8 protein-coding genes are annotated in these 17,164 nt (G+C 56.4%); 7 read left to right on the top strand and 1 reads right to left on the bottom strand.

The window, feature by feature from the left end:
• The first annotated feature begins 307 nt into the window (after positions 1-307).
• Positions 308-1,336: a helix-turn-helix domain-containing protein gene (locus HDE78_RS05795; RefSeq protein WP_255457662.1), complete on the top strand. Its 1,029-nt coding sequence runs from the start codon at positions 308-310 to the stop codon at positions 1,334-1,336.
• Positions 1,337-1,838: 502 nt separating this feature from the next.
• On the opposite strand, the gene HDE78_RS21010 is transcribed toward HDE78_RS05795, so the two are convergent.
• Complete coding sequence (locus tag HDE78_RS21010; RefSeq protein WP_255457699.1) at positions 1,839-2,192, bottom strand: hypothetical protein; 354 nt, start codon at positions 2,190-2,192, stop codon at positions 1,839-1,841.
• A 547-nt stretch (positions 2,193-2,739) separates the two neighbouring features.
• On the opposite strand from HDE78_RS21010, the gene HDE78_RS05790 reads away from it, so the two are divergent.
• The 6 genes from HDE78_RS05790 to HDE78_RS05765 all read left to right on the top strand — a co-directional run bounded on the left by HDE78_RS05790 (position 2,740) and on the right by HDE78_RS05765 (position 17,074).
• Positions 2,740-7,281 (top strand): YadA-like family protein, encoded by a 4,542-nt coding sequence (locus tag HDE78_RS05790; protein WP_345776035.1) that lies wholly within the window; start codon positions 2,740-2,742, stop codon positions 7,279-7,281.
• Positions 7,282-7,445: 164 nt separating this feature from the next.
• Positions 7,446-8,210 carry a YadA family autotransporter adhesin gene (locus tag HDE78_RS05785; RefSeq protein WP_179477595.1) on the top strand — a complete coding sequence of 255 codons (765 nt, stop codon included), beginning with the start codon at positions 7,446-7,448 and terminating at the stop codon, positions 8,208-8,210.
• A gap of 52 nt (positions 8,211-8,262) precedes the next feature.
• A complete protein-coding gene (locus HDE78_RS05780) occupies positions 8,263-9,126 on the top strand; it encodes an OmpA family protein (RefSeq protein ID WP_179477594.1) in 864 nt (287 codons plus the stop codon).
• Between the two features lie 1,289 nt (positions 9,127-10,415).
• The gene (locus HDE78_RS05775; protein ID WP_179477593.1) at positions 10,416-16,151 is read left to right on the top strand and encodes an RHS repeat-associated core domain-containing protein; all 5,736 of its coding nucleotides are present in this window, start codon (positions 10,416-10,418) and stop codon (positions 16,149-16,151) included.
• 8 nt (positions 16,152-16,159) lie between these two features.
• Positions 16,160-16,525, top strand: coding sequence for an ankyrin repeat domain-containing protein (locus HDE78_RS05770; protein ID WP_179477592.1), 366 nt, complete (start codon positions 16,160-16,162; stop codon positions 16,523-16,525).
• 81 nt (positions 16,526-16,606) lie between these two features.
• The gene (locus tag HDE78_RS05765) at positions 16,607-17,074 is read left to right on the top strand and encodes a hypothetical protein (protein ID WP_179477591.1); all 468 of its coding nucleotides are present in this window, start codon (positions 16,607-16,609) and stop codon (positions 17,072-17,074) included.
• Positions 17,075-17,164: the final 90 nt, after the last annotated feature.

Raw genomic sequence — 17,164 nt, 5'->3', positions numbered from 1 at the left:
CCAAAACTAAGGAGTCTAATAGTGCGGCGCAATGGGTCAAGTGGCGCTTGCCAGGCCCCTAGGCGCCTGGCGCGACTGGAGGGCGCGAGATTTTGCGCAATGACACTCGATTCAACGGGGAACGAAATGTTGCCGAATTTGCGCACTCTTTATCGAGGCGCAAGGCTTCAATCGAAACAGAGCCAGGCAATGAGCAAGATTTCAAGCGATTAAAGACTCGGCCGTCGCCAAGGAAGCGAAATTGGTCGAGCGAGCGGTCCGGGCTCAAATCGAAGTCGGTTCAAGTCGCCAATAGATTGGTCGCCAAATGGAGCAGGGCATCATGATTGCAAAAAACGCAGGCGCGTTACTTCCCCAAGACCTGATATCGCTCAATGGCGTACTCAAGGTCTGCGACATGGAAACGGTAGTGCTCGGCGCCCACCTCAAACGAGCGGCCATCGACTCCGAAGTCGTGGGCGACTCGGTTTTATGTCACATCGAAACGGATTTTTCTTTCCGCGGACGTTTCGCGATTCCCGCCGATTGGTGCCTGCTCGGTTGCCTGCACGACGCGAATAACGCAACCGGGTGCAACGGTACGCCGATATCGTCGGGCACGGCGTTTACGGTATTTCCCGGCAGCGTCAGCGAGTTTGTTTTCGGTGCCGACAGTCGCGCCAGCATCATGCTTGTGCCGTTACAGCGTCTAAGGCATAAATTTGCCAAGCTTGTGCATCCAGACTTGGATATCCCCGTCCGTCTTCTGGCGATGTTTGACCTTACCGGTTCGCAGCTCGGTACCACGCTGTCGGCCAATTTCGAAAAGGTGCATCAGCATCTGTTCCAGGAACCTCGTGCCGACGCGCCGGCTTCTCTCATCGAAAAAGAGCTCGATATCTTGCTGGAAAATCATCTGCTGGCCGGCCTCAGCGCGCAGGCCGATGATCGACCGCAATGTTCGCGAGGGCGGCGTGCTCATTATCAAATCGTGCAGCGGGCCGAATACTACATGCGCGAAAACATGCGTCGGGTGATTTATCTCGACGAACTCTGCAAAGCGGCCGGCGTCAGCGAGCGCGCATTGCGTTATGCATTTGACGATCTGCTGGGGCTTTCACCCAACCGCTATCTCTCCATGTTGCGATTGTGCACGGCATTCAGGGCTTTGACGGTCGCGGATGCCAGTCGGCGCTCGGTGAAGTCGGTCGCATTGAGTTGTGGGCTATGGGATCTCTCCCGTTTTGCCGATCACTATCGACACACATTCGGCGAATTGCCTCGCGATACCTTGATGCGCGCACCGCCCGCCGAAACAACCGCACCATCAACGGCGCGTGAAATTGCCTATAGCTGAATCTCGAATGGTGCTTTTTCAAAAACACAGCGATGCCGAATCAGCTCGTTTTTTTGTGGTGCGCAACCGAATAAGCACGCTTTTCTCTGAGCGCGACTCTCGCGTGACTCGATTTAGATTCAACAAACAGCGCATTTTTCCATTTGTCTTGCCGAATCGGTATATATGCAAGCGCCACTTCGCGCTTCGATAGAAACCAAATCGACGCATCGGATCTCGCAGAAGCAGCAGTGCGCAAATGCTGTTCCAGTTGCGTCGAGGCATGGCGACATCTAGCATGAATCACGTATTAGGGGGCAGCTATGAATCGTATCTATCGTCTGGTGTGGTGCCGTTCGCGCAGAGTTTTGGTCGTAGCGTCGGAGCTGGCATCCTCCCACCACGGCGACTGCTCAAGTAGCGCGAGCAAGGTCGATCGACGTACCTTCGGTGCCACGCGCAAGCTGCTGTTTATTTCCCTTGTGGGTGCGAGCGGGCTGTTGTTTGCATCGGGCGCCAGTGCTCAATCCAGTGGCGATGCCAAGTTGGATGACCTGCAGTCGCTCATCGCCAAATACGATACAAGCCATGCCAGCGCTGCGCCGGTGCAGACGGTCGCCAAGAGCGCGGTGGGCGATGCCGGTACGGCGTCGAGCGAAACCTCGGCATCTTCTCTTGCGTCAACGATGAAACGGCGCGCTTCAACTATCTCCATTGGCATGATGCCAGCGCACAAATCTTCCGCTTCCACGACAGAGGTGGCTTCTTCGGCGACAACGTCGCCTTCTGTGTCCGCCAAGGCGACGGCAGCGTACACCACGCCAGCTGCTTCCTCGCAGCGCGCGCTCAACCCACGAGACGCGATCACTTCGGCCAACACAAGCGAAGCGGATGGGGCTGCACTCACCACGGCCGATACGGCTGACCGAAAGCTCAATCAGGCGACCGGTGGTCCACTTGCGCAGCAGTCGAGCAGCGCGAAAGTGGGTTCGGGTTCCGCATCGGCAGCTAGTGCGCAGCCAGTGGCGATCAGCGGGCCCGCGCAGCCGCCTGCAGCTCCGGTAAGCGCACTGGACAAAGTGGGCTTGGTCCAGGCGAGCCTGCCGTCGACGCCGGAAGCAGGCATCGTGGATAAAGCAAGTCTGGTTGAGACGGCTCCGGCAGTTTCATCGACACCGGCAGTATCGGTTGCATCGACGCCAGTACCCAAGGCCCCGCTCGTTGTTTCGGCCGCCGCCGATGCGGTCGATAAAACTAGTCCCATAGCAACGATATCGACCCCATCTCTCCCTTCACCAGAGTTGGCTGTCAATGCGGCTGCCACGCTTCCACCGAAAACTCCCATCGCAGTAACTGCTACGGCGGACGCGGCAGATAAATCGAGTGCCGTTGAAACCTCGGCTGCCCTTTCTGCCGGGTCAGCAGTGCAGACGGCGCCTGCACCTACCTCCGTCACCAAGGCGTCCCTTTCCGGCAGCCTTGCTGCGAATGCCGCAGCGACCGGCAGCCTGTCCGGCTCGGTGGCTTTCGTCGGCGACGCGGCCGATCGTCGCCTCAAGCATTCCGTGGATACGTCGGCAACGGCATCTGTGGAAACAAGCTCAAGCGATGTTGTCGACGACACCGACGCACAGAACGTCGCTACGACGGCAGCCGCGAGCGTATCTCCTCTGACATTCGCGCCGCTGAATTCGGTTTCGACGGCAGCGACAGGGGCACTGCTGCCGTCGCTGAACACGCCGGTTTCGCTGTCCGGATCGGTCGCCGCGTCCGTGCCGGTGTTCCCCACGCCCAGCAGTTCGCCGACGGGTCTGATTGTCGGCAATGGAGGCGTCGTCGGTACCGCGACGCAGCTGCTGGGCTCAACGACCAACAGCCTTTTTGCTGGCGGCAATGGATACGTCACCAACGGCTCGCTGCAGGTCAGCAATGTCAACTTCAGCCAGGGCTATTCCGTTGTCAATGTGCTGGGCATTCCGACGCTCACGCTGAATCCGGTGGGCACGCTGCTGACCTCAACGACCGGCACCTTGGTCGGTGGCACGGGCGTGAACTCGCATCTGACCTTGCTTGGCGGGGTAATCTCCAATAGCTATATCAACAACATCAACAACGGTAACCAGAATGGAGTGCTAGGCCTGCTGTTGCCCAGCCAGGCGCCAGCCTTCGCCTCGACCTGCCTCAATGCTCTTGTGGTCAGCGTCGCCTGCTATGGCATCAATGCGGCGCAGGATTACCAGGTACTCGTTGGCGACGGCGCCACGGCCAACGGTTCGAAGGAAGTGGTGATCGGCACCAATGCCAGCCACACGCTTCCCCCGGTGAATGCCAATGTCGCCTTTCCGGGTAGCGGGCCCAATGATCCCAACAACCCCACCGGCGTGCCTACAGCTGATTACGAGGCGAGGTTGGGTCACTCCGTGGTGATCGGCGATAGTGCGTCGGGTACGGCAAACGCCCAGGTCATCCTGGGTGCGGAGGCGACCGCCAGCGCCGCCAACAGCGTGGCGCTCGGTTATCAGTCCGTGGCTAGTCGAGGTGCATCGGCCAATTACACGGCCTATGGCCTGACCGCGTTGCAACAGTCGGCGGGAGAGGTGTCCATTGGTTCGCCGGGCCAGGAACGTCAGATAACCAATGTCGCGGCAGGAAGTGCTGCTACGGATGCGGTAAACGTGGCGCAATTGCAGGGTGTCGCTGCCGATGCGACTAATTCCGTGCAATACGACGATGCCAGCAAGGCAAGCATCACGCTCGCCGGCACCCCCAGCATCGACGGTGGCGTGACCGGTGGCACCAAGATCACCAACCTGCAGCAAGGGGCACTGAACGCCACCAGCACCGATGCCGTGAACGGTGCACAGCTCTACGCGACCAACAACACCGTCAGCAATATCTACAACACCACCAGCAAATACTTCCAGGCCAACAGCACGGGTATCGGCAGCAGCGCGCTCGGCGTGGATTCCATCGCCGCCGGCCCAGGAGCCATAGCGACAGGCAACACGTCCGTTGCTTTGGGCAGTGGCGCGGCGACGGGCAACGACAACGCTATCGCGATAGGTACGGGGGCCAACGCCAACTTTGCCAACAGCATCGCCTTGGGTAGCGGATCGGTCACGACGGTCGGTGCGCAGACCGGCTATATCGCTTACGGGCTTGTTGCGCCGCAGACGTCCGCCGGCGAGCTCAATATCGGTAATCGCAAGATCACGGGAGTTGCCCCCGGGCAGTTGGGCACAGATGCCGTCAACGTCGAGCAATTGCAGGGCGTGGCAACCACGGCGGCCAATTCAGTGCAGTACGACGATGCCAGCAAGGCGAGCATCACGCTCGCCGGCACTCCCAGCATCGACGGTGGCGTGACCGGTGGCACCAAGATCACCAACCTGCAGCAGGGGGCACTGAACGCCACCAGCACAGACGCGGTGAACGGTGCACAGCTCTACGCGACCAACAACACCGTCAGCAATATCTACAACACCACCAGCAAATACTTCCAGGCCAACAGCACCGGTATCGGCAGCAGTGCGCTCGGCGTGGATTCCATCGCCGCCGGCCCAGTCGCCATAGCGACAGGCAACACGTCCGTTGCTTTGGGCAGCGGCGCGACGACGGGCAACGACAACGCTATCGCGATAGGCACGGGTGCCAACGCCAACTTTGCTAATAGCATCGCCTTGGGGAGCGGGTCGGTCACGACGGTCGGCGCCCAGACCGGCTATATCGCTTACGGGCTGGCCGCGCCACAGACGTCTGCCGGGGAGCTCAATATCGGTAATCGCCAGATCACGGGAGTTGCTCCCGGGCAGTTGGGCACAGATGCCGTCAACGTCGAGCAATTGCAGGGCGTGGCAACCACGGCGGCCAATTCAGTGCAGTACGACGATGCCAGTAAGGCAAGCATCACGCTCGCCGGCACCCCCAGCATCGACGGTGGCGTGACCGGTGGCACCAAGATCACCAACCTGCAGCAGGGGGCACTGAACGCCACCAGCACCGATGCGGTGAACGGTGCACAGCTCTACGCGACCAACAATACCGTCAGCAATATCTACAACACCACCAGCAAATACTTCCAGGCCAACAGCACCGGTATCGGCAGCAGTGCGCTCGGCGTGGATTCCATCGCCGCCGGCCCAGTCGCCATAGCGACAGGCAACACGTCCGTTGCTTTGGGCAGCGGCGCGGCGACGGGCAACGACAACGCTATCGCGATAGGCACGGGTGCCAACGCCAGCTTTGCCAACAGCATTGCGTTGGGCAGCGGATCGGTCACAACGGTCGGTGCACAGACCGGCTATATCGCTTACGGATTGGTCGCGCCGCAAATCTCCAGCGGCGAACTCAACATAGGCAACCGTCAGATCACCGGCGTCGCTCCCGGCAGCGCCCCGACGGACGCTGTCAACGTCGAGCAGTTGCAAGGCGTCTCGGCGGATGCCGCCAATTCAGTGCAGTACGACAGTGCCGCTAGAACCAGCGTGACGCTGGCCGGCGTGGTAAGTACGGATGGAGGGCTTACCAATGGCACTACGCTTACCAACCTGCATCAAGGCGTTTTGAGTGCGACAAGTACGGACGCAGTCAATGGCTCCCAGCTTTGGCACTGGACCCAGGACACAACGAATCAATACAGCAATTACAGTCTATACAACGATCTCACAAATACCGCTGGCACCAAGTACTACAGCGTGCATTCCTTATTGGCTGGATCGACAGCCACCGGCTTGAATGCAGCGGCGGCAGGCCCGAATGCCCTGGCCTCCGGCACGGATAGTTTCGCGATGGGCAACGGTGCCACGGCGCAGGGCGATTATTCGCTGGCGGTAAGCGACAACACTCTTGCAAGCGGCACCAACAGCATTGCCGTGGGAAGCGGGGCGACAGCCAGCTTTGCCAACAGCGTTGCGCTGGGTGCCGGGTCGGCGACCCTTGTCGGCGCCCAAATCAATTACGTTGCTTATGGCTTGGCCGCCCGGCAGACATCGGCGGGCGAAGTCAATATCGGCAATCGCCAGATTACCGGCGTTGCGGCAGGCTCTTCTCCCGATGATGCGGTGAATCTCGCGCAGCTGGAGGCGGTCACATCGCAGGCAGGGGGCGGCACAGCCAACAGCAAACTGGCCGTGGTGTACAACGCCGACCCATCCGGCAACCCAACCAACAGCGTGACGCTGACGGGGGACGGGACAGGCAAGCCGGTAACAGTGACCAACCTTGCCGCTGGTGCCGAGACGGCGGCAAGTACCGACGCCGTCAATGGAGGACAGCTGTATCACTGGACGCAGGACAGCACCAATGTCTACAGCAATTTGAGTCTGTACAACGACATTAGCGCTATCAATCAAAGTGGCGGGTCCAGCAGCAAATACGTGCAGGTCAATTCGACGGCCGGCGGCGCTACGGCTGGTGGCAGCAATAGCGTGGCGATCGGTCCGACGGCCAGTTCCGCTGGCGCAAACAGTGTTGCGGTGGGCAGTGGTGCATCCGCCGCTGCCGACAACTCGGTGGCGCTTGGCGCAGGCTCGGTGGCCAGTCGCGACAATACGGTTTCGGTGGGCAGTCCCGGCAGCGAGCGGCAAATCACCAATGTGGCGGCGGGTACGGCCGATACCGATGCGGCGAACGTCGGTCAGGTCAATTCAGGCGTTCAACAGGCCGAGAACTGGGCTGCCAACTATACCGACCAGCGGTTCGGAGCACTCAGCAGCCAGATTCAGCAGATAGGCAATCGCGCCAATGCGGGTGTTGCGGCCGCCATGGCCATGGCGGGGCTGCCCCAGGCTTACGAGCCAGGCAAGAGTATGGCTGCCGTAGCCGCTGCCACGTTCCGCAGCGAATCCAGCATTGCGGTGGGCGTTTCAACGATCTCCGAAGGCGGGCGCTGGGTCTACAAACTGACCGGCTCGGTCGACACTCGCGGCGACGGAGGCTTGTCGGTCGGTGCCGGCATGCAATGGTAGAGCGGGGGATAGAAAGCTGACCGACACGTTGGAGAAGGGCACGCCACCTCGCCGAATGGCTATCTGGCCCAACGCCACGACCATTTCCGCCCGCCATTTGGCGCCGATCGGGAATAGTGAGATATTGCGCACGGAACAGCGCAACTATCTTTGTTGGGAACCCGATGACTGTCATTCGAGTGCTGGAAATGCGCCCTTGGAAAGGGGTGCCGTTAAGTCTGGTCGCATTTCTACCCCTACTCTGTTTTGCAGTGCCGCAGCAAACGCATGCGTCTGACGCGGATGCGGTTCAGCCTGCCGCCGCGTCGTCTTCGACAGCGCCTCAAGCAAGGGTCTTCTTGATGCCCTTGGCCAACCCGCAGGCGGCCCATGCCACGGTTGTCGATAGCGTGGCGATTGGCAGCGGATCGGCGGCCACTGGCGACTACGCTGTAGCCGTCGGTGCCGGTGCCTCGGCGACGGCCGATAACTCGGTGGCCTTGGGGGCGGGTTCCGTGGCGAACGCTGCCAATACGGTTTCCGTGGGAAGCACTGCAACCACCCGACAGATAAGCAATGTGGCGGCAGGAACCGCCAGTACCGATGCTGCAAACGTGGCCCAGTTGAATGCGGGGGTGCAGCAGGCACAAAACTGGGCGCAAACCTATACCGATCAGCGAACCGCTGTGCTCGATAGCCAGATCCAGCGGGTAGGGAATCAGGTCAATGCCGGCGTTGCCGGCGCCATGGCGATGGCAGGGCTGCCGCAGGCCTATCTGCCGGGCAAAACCATGGCGGCCGCATCGGCTGGTACGTTCCGCGGTCAATCCGGTGTTGCGGTTGGCGTATCAACCATTTCCGAAAACGGCCGCTGGGTCTACAAGGCAACCGGTTCCTCCGATAGTCGTGGCAACGATGGCCTGACGATTGGCGCGGGAATGCAATGGTGAGATATTCCTCATCGGAAGCATAAATTTTACCGACCGGAATTCAGGGGACGTCATGCAAGGGTTCAAAGCACACCCGTGGTTGGTTCTGCCGGTTGCCTGCGCGTGGTTGTTGCTGACTACTGGGTGCAGCACGTTGCCCCAACATGCGCCTAAGGCGAGCCAAGCGCAGGGTGAAGTGGCGTTCCCGGATCCGGCCAAGTCCACCGTGCCCGAAGGCGCTTACGTCAGCCCGGAAAACCTGCGGCAGGTTATCCCCGGCATGACCAAGGATCAGCTGTACAAATTGCTCGGTACGCCGCATTTCGACGAAGGCGTGTTCGGCGTCAAAGAGTGGAATTACATCTTCAACTTTCGCCGTGAAGACGGCGAGGCGGACTTCTCCCGTTGTCAATACCAGATCGACTTCGACAGCAAACATCGCGTGCAGACGACGCACTGGAAACCGGAGTCATGTCGTCTGATCGTCGATAAACCGAAGACGGTTGAAGCGCCGGCGGTGCAAACGGCGTCAGCCGTGCCGGCACCGATGCCGACGCTACCGAGCGACCCGATTCGGCTGTCGGCCGACGCGCTGTTTGCGTTCAACAGTGCAGACCTGACGGAAGAAGGCCGCGAAAGCCTGGGCCAGTTCATGCAGGAGGTGCTGGTCGCGAGCCAGTTGCAAGATATTCTGGTCGTCGGTTACACCGATCGTATCGGCAGCAAGAAAGCCAACCTGCGCCTGTCCAAGCAGCGCGCGGAATCGGTGCGGGGCTATCTGATCCAGGGCGGCGTTCCGGCCAGCGCCATCCACAGCGAGGGTAGGGGCGAGGCGAGCCCGGTCGTGCAATGCAACGACAAAAAGCGTGCGGCATTGATCGCCTGCCTATCGCCGAATCGACGCGTCGAACTGTCCGGCAGCACGCGTCAGAAATAAGGCAACGATAGATTCGCAGGCCTCATCTCACAGCGCGAGCGCGGGATGTTTTGCATTTTCCCGCTCGCGGGGCTGCGCTGATCGCAACGTCGTCAGCTGTGTAAATGCACTGTCGCGCTTTAAGGCAGGCATGGCATTCGTACAAATGAAAGAGGCCACCCGCGAGGATAGCCTAATTCATTGTTCTACATGGTGGCCGGGGACGGAATCGAACCGCCGACACGGGGATTTTCAAAACTCAGTTTTACCAGTTTTGTGATGTGGGTGAAGACACAAATGGCATAAGAGAAACATCTGTAAAAATTTAGGCCACATTAAACCACGTTAAAACACGCCAAGGCCGTGTCCAGAGCGTGTCCAGAAACTCTGATAACCTCAACGGACTTTGTTTCGTAGAGACGAAGGCTGCTGCTCTGCGTTCCATAACCCACATTTAGTTCTGGCAAAGTCACGAAAGTTGAGATAGCTTCGGCCTCGTCAGGATGACAACAGGGGATGAAGATGAAAATCCGGTCGGTTTTCAGCGCGGGGGTTGTGCCTTCCGGCCTTAGCGCTGCCTCGCGTGCAGCGCTAGTCAGCTGTTCGAGCGAATCGCCTAGCCAGGCTATCGAGCGCATCCCGAATGTTTAGGCTTCGGAGCATATCGAAATTTTTATGTGTGGTCGTACCTTTTGTTGCGACGACCACGCTCTTTGCTCATGCATCGGGCCATCCACCGGCTAATCCATACGCCTGCGTAGAAGCCTCTTGCGGTATTCCGCATTCCGGAGCGTTTGACCAACTGGTTCTCGGCAAAGTAGTCAGTACAGGTACTGACGACGCCGCGCGATCACTTTTTCGGCGAATGCGTGCTGCTGGGTATTGGCAAGCTTTGCCAGCTGACGAGGCGCTCTTTTCTCAGAACCTTATCCCAATCGTTATCGATTCTGGTCATGGCAACATGACGGTACTGATGGCGCGCTGGGAGTTCGCACGCGTGCCTTTGCGGGAAGGTGATCTCGTTCGATACTCGCCGCATAACGGAGGAGTGGAGCCGCCGCCTGCAGACTCTGTCGCTCACAAATATTGGGACGTAGACGGGTGTGCTTTGGTGCTCTGTCGAGCGGGGGATAAGAAATGCGCAAGCTTTTATGTGCCGGGAATTTACCGTAAGCGCGACGGCGTCGCTATTTCTGCAGTGACTCAGAAGCCCCTACCTGGAGTTGCTGCGATTAATCCGGTGACTATGTTTCCCAAGCTGCCACCTCACTGATTTTCCTTTCCAACATACTTTTCATAGGGATATGTCGATGCACAATCTGGGCGTTTGCCGCCGTCATCTTTTGATGGCACTTGGCTTTTGTGCCATTACGGCTCCTATCTTTGTTCTGAACTCGACTGTCCTCATTCACCAGTCTGTAAGTGCGCCCCAGCGATACGGCGTCTTTGCTGAGCCGCTGGTTCCATTTGGCGATATCTCAAGCCGTAGCGAGGAAGAGCTCCTGCGTGCGGTAGCGACTTACCGAGCGAGTGGCGATGCGAGCAACACAGCCGTTCTTGAAAAATTTCTTGCATCACCTGCCGCCGACCCTTGGCGAGCGTCTCTATGGTTAAACATAGGCTTGGCGCGTGAGCAGGCGGGAATGTATTCCGATGCTCTTGATGCGTATGAACAAGCACGGCTGGGTGCCGCCAATCAGCGGACGGTTCGCGAGAGAGCTGTTGGGCAACGGGCTGTTGCCGCATTGCTGTCACTACACGTAAAACTGGGCCATCAAAAACAAGTACAGACGCTTCTAGCGGCGTATCCCAGTGGGCGCGAGGACGGCGTGCTGTCCGTCCCTCTTGGATCCGCAAAACAAGCGTTGAGCGAAATGAAGGGGCATCCCGAGAGCACCTTTGAGTGCGGCTGGATGGCCCTCATGACCTTATGGAACGCAGAGGGTGTGCATTTACCCGACAGCGTCACGCCCTCGCTCAAAGGTGATTCAAGGGGATATTCGCTTAAAGACCTCGTACAAATTGCAGCAGCAACAGCGCAACCGGTCACAGCGGTACATGTTGAGGGTCAGGGTGCCATTCCGATTCCTTCGGTTGTTCATCTTCGCAGTGGCCACTATGCGACCGTCGTTGCTCAACACGGTGGTCGTTATCACATCATTGATAGCGCGATGGGTCGCGATTTCTGGGCCTCTCAGCGGGCCTTCCACGCGGAGACAAGTGGCGATTACCTCGTGTCCTCTAAGACGCTCCTTGCGAGCAATTGGACGCGGCTTGGAATGGATGAAGCCGGTCGCATCCGTGGCGCCGGTATAACTTCGGGTCCTGACCTAAACGGTGGTACGAATCCCCCGCCGACTTGTTTGGATAGCGCGGCTGGTCCATCTACTGGCATGGCCCGTTATTGCGCGACGTCCATGCTTGTTGGCTTAGTTTTGAACGATACACCGGTGGCCTACAAACCACCGGTCGGTCCAACGGTTGATATTCACTTTACCTACAACCAGCAGGATCCAGCTCAGCCAGCGACGTTTTCTTACTCAAACGTGGGTCCCAAATGGACACACAATTGGCTCAGCTACGTCACCGACGACCCAACGAGTGTTGGCGCGAACGTACAAATATATTTGCCGGGCGGTTATGCGCGTTTCTACTCGGGTTACAACAGTTCGTCGAACAGCTTTGCCAACGAACCTCAGACCGGTGCGATTTTGGTTTTAGCTTCGACGTCTCCCCTGAGTTACGAGCGACGCATGCCTGACGGTAGCAAGGATGTTTACAGCGCAAGCGACAACAGTAGCTTTTACCCACGTCATATCTATTGGACACAGCACATTGACCCTCAGGGCAATGCGGTCACGCTTTCCTATGACAGCACCTACCGATTGAATACCTTGACGGATGCAATTGGCCAGGTAACGACCTTCAACTACACAAATTCTCTGTCCCCACTTTTGATTACGGGCGTGACGGATCCGTTCGGTCGTAAGACGTCCCTCGCCTATGACAGTGTGGGGCGTCTGCAGTCGATAACCGACGCCGTCAATATGACGTCGTCGTTCGGCTACGACTCGGGCACCTTCATCAATGCGTTGACGACGCCTTATGGAAAGACGGGTTTCGCATATGTTGAAAACGACAATGATGTGGTGAGCGGGTATCCATCATTCGATCGTACGTTGACGACCACCGATGTCCTGGGCCACGTCTCAGTGGTTCAATCCACCGACGCACCGACTGGAATTGCCTATGCAGATCCCGTAGGCGTCCCTGCGAAGCAGCAGGACGGGCAGGTCAACATGAACTACCGCAACACCTATTTTTGGGATGCATACGTTAACGCTCTCTATCCAGGCGATTATACGAAAGCACGAAGCATGCATTTTGCGCACGTTCTGGGTGGACTGCCGGCTCAGTATGGCAAGCCAGCACAATCTCTCGCGAAATCTGAAGAGCTCGAAAGCGTTCTTTACCCGCTGGAAAATCGCGTCTGGATGGACCACCCAGGCGGACAGCCATATTTCTCCGGTAGCTATTATCAGCCGAGTTCGACAGGAAGAATTTTAGCCGATGGCAGTTCTCAGACGGTTCAAAATCAGTACAACAATCCGTATTACAAGGTGACCTTGTCCACCGATGCGATCAACACGGTCAGTGGGGCTGATGGTCGCTATCTCGAGACGGACTATCGCTATGCTGCCAACGGTATCGATCTGCTAGAGATCGATCGCTTCGAGCGCAACTCTACTGCGCAGACACCTTATACGTCTTCTGAAACTTGGTCGAACTACAACAGTCAGCATGAGGCGCAGACCCATGTCGACGAAGATGGACGGACGTACGCATATACATACAATGCGTTTGGTCAAAAGACAACAGAGACAGACCCGCTCGGCCACACGAAAACGTGGTACTACGGTAGCAATGGGCAGCTAAATTCATTTGAGGATGAAAATGGCAATGCAATTTTCTACACCTACGATAGCGTTGGCCGCCGCGCTAGCGACATGGACTCGGCTTCCCATATCAAGAAGTACTCTTACGATAACCTTGACCGCTTGATTAGCACGACGTATTGGGACAAGTCCGTCGAGCAAAATATCTACACCTATCTTGATATCACTACTCACGTTGATCGACTAGGGCAGTCGACCTACTATCAATATGACGGCGTGCGTAATTTGGAGAGTGTTACGACTCCCCTCGGCGCCGTGACAACTTATACCTATTACCCCAATAATTTAGTCAACACGAAAACCGACGCAAATGGTGGCGTGACGACTTGGAAACGTGATGTCGAAGGGCGTGTCTTCGAACAGGATGATCCGAGTGGTTTAGCTACGACTTTTAACTTTGACGTCGCCAACCGTATGTCGGAGAGCGATAAGGGCGCAAATGGCACGCTCAGCGTTTTGCAAAAGACCCTCTATGATTACGACGCAAACGGTCGAGTTATCGGGACCACTGATCCCAACGGGGTCTACACTGCGACGACGTATAACGCTCGAGGATGGTTGCAATCGATCAGCGTGCTTGCGAACGGTAAGGGGCAGGCATCATCCAACGATGCGATAACTTCAGTTACCCATAGCACTGCGGGCGACTTGCTCTCAGTCACTGATCCGGACGGCGTGAAAACGACAGACACATACGATGCGGCGCATCGTTTGATCGCTGTGTCTGACACGCAAGGCAACACACGGCAGTACACACTAGATGCGGTGGGCAACAAGACTGGACAAAATATTTTTGTCAGCGGCGCAACCACTCCGGTAATGTCTTTCACAAGCACCTTCAATACGTTGAATGAAGAGTTGCAGCGAAGAAATCCGCAAGGAGCTGTTTCTATATTCACTTACGATGGTGATCGCAATGTTTTAACTTACACTGATACCTGGAGTTATGAGCAGTTAGCAACGTATGATTCGATAGGTAGGGTCAAGTCTTCTACATCAGCGGGAAGTGGTATTTACTACACGACGAACTACACATATGACGCTGACAGTCATCTGATTTCCGTAAAAGATCCGAGTGGCCTAGTGACGACGTACGTTCCAGATGCTCTTGGACACATCACTAAAACAACGAGTCCCGACACCGGTGTGACGCTGACGCCTTACGATGCACAAGGGCATTTGATCAGCAGGACGGATGCTAATGGCGTTCAAGTTACTTATGCGTATGATTCGCTCAATCGCTTGACGGCAGCGAATTACTCGGATAGCACTCAGTCAATTAAATACGTTTATGACGTAGCTCCTGGTGTGGGAAGTTGTAATGGTTTCCCCATTGGCCGCTTGTCGAGCGTAACGGTTGGTGGCAGTACGGCCACAAAATTTTGCTATGACAACCGAGGAAATATACTCGGAAAATCTCAGACAACCGCAGGGCAAACAGATACCACGGCAAACACATATACCTTGGGAGATCGTCTTGCCAGTACGACTTATCCGAGTGGTAGTGTTGCCGCATTTGCCTACGACAACCTCGGACATGCGACGAGTATTGGTTTGACAACGGCGACTAACGCGGCGAATTCGAGTGTTACTGCAAGAATCGTATCTAATAGCAATTATTTGCCATTTGGTCCAATTTCGTCCTACACGCTTGGCGGTCAAGCCCAGCCACCGGTTGGGGCAGCCGCCATCAACAGCGTCACCAAGTCTGTTGTTCGCACTTATGACAATAATTATTGGTTGAAGGGGGTAAACAGCACGAATCTGAACTTGGTCTTTTCGCTTAATGGCGCGGGAAAGATAACTCAGGCTGTGGATACCGCGCCTAGCCAAATAAAAACGGAAAATTATGCTTTAGATGGTATCTACCGGGTCATCCAAACCAGTGGCCCTAACAAAAGCGTAACGGGGACTTACAATTATAATTCCGCCGGGGATCGAATTTCTAAAACTGGCGGCAGCGGTCTGTCAAACGGTACCTACACTTATACAGCAGGGACCCATCAGTTGAGTGCGGTCGGTAATGCGCCGCGTGCAAATGATGCCAATGGCAATACAACAGGCAGCGTGGTGGGCGCACAAACTTATGGGTTCGCTTACAACCAACGCAACCGGATGAGTTTGGTTCAACAAAATGGTCAAACCGTCGCGACTTATACCTATGACGGGCTAGGGCAGAGAATACAAAAAGTAGCAACATCGCCGCAGTCAACCACAACGAACTATGACTATGATCGATCAGGCAATTTGATCGAGGAGCATACGGCATCGACCGTCAAAGATTACGTCTGGCTCGACGGCATTCCGGTAGCCGCTATCACTTCCAATGCGACAGGCCCTGCGAATGTTACGTTTGACTATATTCATGCGGATCAACTTGGCACGCCCCGCGTTGTAACAGATGTCTCCGGTGCCGAGGTTTGGCGTCGACCTTACGCTGGTGATGCCTTCGGCGAACAGACGCCTACATCAGCTGGCGGTTTAATTCTCAATCTGCGTTTTCCCGGCCAGTACTACGATGCGGAAACGGGAACGAACTACAATATGTATCGCAACTACGAACCGACTACGGGGCGCTATCTGCAGAGCGATCCAATCGGCTTGAATGGCGGAATCAGCACATTCGATTACGCGGAAAATAACCCGCTGATGTATACCGATGCGGCTGGTCTTTTGGTTGCGCCGAGCCCGCTCAACACGGCGCTCGAGCGAGCGCTTATAACGGATGCGGCTGGTGGTGGCCCGGAAGATCCGATCGGTGATGCGATAGCTGTTGGTGTGTTTGTCGGTTCGCTAGCAATCACTGAATTAAGTCAATCTGACATTGTTCAAAGGGCATTGGATCGTAAGGCCTACAGCACTGTCTGTAAGTCTTCCGTTCCCCCGTCTGGGGACAAGTGCAAAGACGCCGAAGCTAACCTTGAACGATTAAAGAAATGCGTGGCAATGCGTCAGAGCTTTAGGGAAAAGTGGGGCGCATCTTATTCTGATGGGCAGCCGGGCCATGATCAGCAAATTGACGAGTTGACTAAGGCAATTGAGGCGGCGGAAAAAGCTGTTGAAGACGCATGCAAGAAACCTTGCCCTTGAGAGCGACCATGAATATAGAAGATCTGCTTTCGAGTTACCAAATGTTGCCCGAATATAGCGGTACAGCATTGACTGATCTGAACCAAACTAGTTTATTTGGCGATAGACCTATAAATATTGCGGCAACGCGTGGATCCATGGATGAATTGGAGACTCTTTTTCGTGCAGGTGCATCAATCAACGATGGCGGAGAGCACGGCTACTCACCCCTCCATAACGCCGTAGAACAGGGTCACATTGGCGTTGTGGAGTGGCTTCTAAAGAATGGTTCTGACATCTCCAAGAAAGACGATTCAGGACAAACGCCTCTCGATCTGGCGCGGCTTTTGGGCGAGGTGGAAATCGTTGCTATGATTGAGCGGGTGACCACTTAGAAAGTGTTGGCATACCGCCGTCTTTGATCATAAGTCCCTTGTCGCGGATATGTCGAACTGACCCGGCCAACCAACTTTTTCATGTTGAGCCAAAACGCGTTTCATCGAATCATAGTATCTATCTTGCTCAATGTTGCCATGCGTGGTCCTTGGTACCTCAACGAACTTTCCTCTCTCGTTTTGCGTCGACCCTTGCTGCTGTTCGGCAAGTCCACCGATATCAAGATTTCAAACGGGATCATTCCAACGCCCGAGATGATGCTATGGGTCGTAACCGGGATGAGCGCTCCTCAGCTGATTGAAATGGGTTCACCTCATTCCAAACCGCTTTACAGTGCAATGGAGCGTGAAGTCAAAGGTGACCACCGGGCTTCAGCAACGACGGCGAAGCTGATTCGGCAAATCTTTGAATCAGCAAACCTCGTGCGGGTACCAGCGAAGGCCTCGCTGATGGAAGTCCTTGAAGCCCTTCCCCCTGGACCCATTTGGGAAACCCTTCGCTTGTCCGTTGCCCAACATCAGGACACCGATTATTACGCCATGCTGTAATGACCCACTGAAATCCTGCTCAGGTGTTACTTTCCCAAGGGAGCACCCCCATGAGCATCGTGATGGAAGAAGAAATCAAACGCTGGACCG

The sequence above is a fragment of the Rhodanobacter sp. K2T2 genome, assembly GCF_013408815.1.
GTDB lineage: Bacteria > Pseudomonadota > Gammaproteobacteria > Xanthomonadales > Rhodanobacteraceae > Rhodanobacter.
This window is presented reverse-complemented; position numbering and strand designations above follow the sequence as displayed.

Coding starts and splice junctions, on each gene's coding strand:
- HDE78_RS05765 (WP_179477591.1), top strand. CDS start 16,607: ATGTTGAGCCAAAACGCGTTTCATCGAATCATAGTATCTATCTTGCTC.
- HDE78_RS05775 (WP_179477593.1), top strand. CDS start 10,416: ATGCACAATCTGGGCGTTTGCCGCCGTCATCTTTTGATGGCACTTGGC.
- HDE78_RS05785 (WP_179477595.1), top strand. CDS start 7,446: ATGACTGTCATTCGAGTGCTGGAAATGCGCCCTTGGAAAGGGGTGCCG.
- HDE78_RS05770 (WP_179477592.1), top strand. CDS start 16,160: ATGAATATAGAAGATCTGCTTTCGAGTTACCAAATGTTGCCCGAATAT.
- HDE78_RS05780 (WP_179477594.1), top strand. CDS start 8,263: ATGCAAGGGTTCAAAGCACACCCGTGGTTGGTTCTGCCGGTTGCCTGC.
- HDE78_RS05795 (WP_255457662.1), top strand. CDS start 308: ATGGAGCAGGGCATCATGATTGCAAAAAACGCAGGCGCGTTACTTCCC.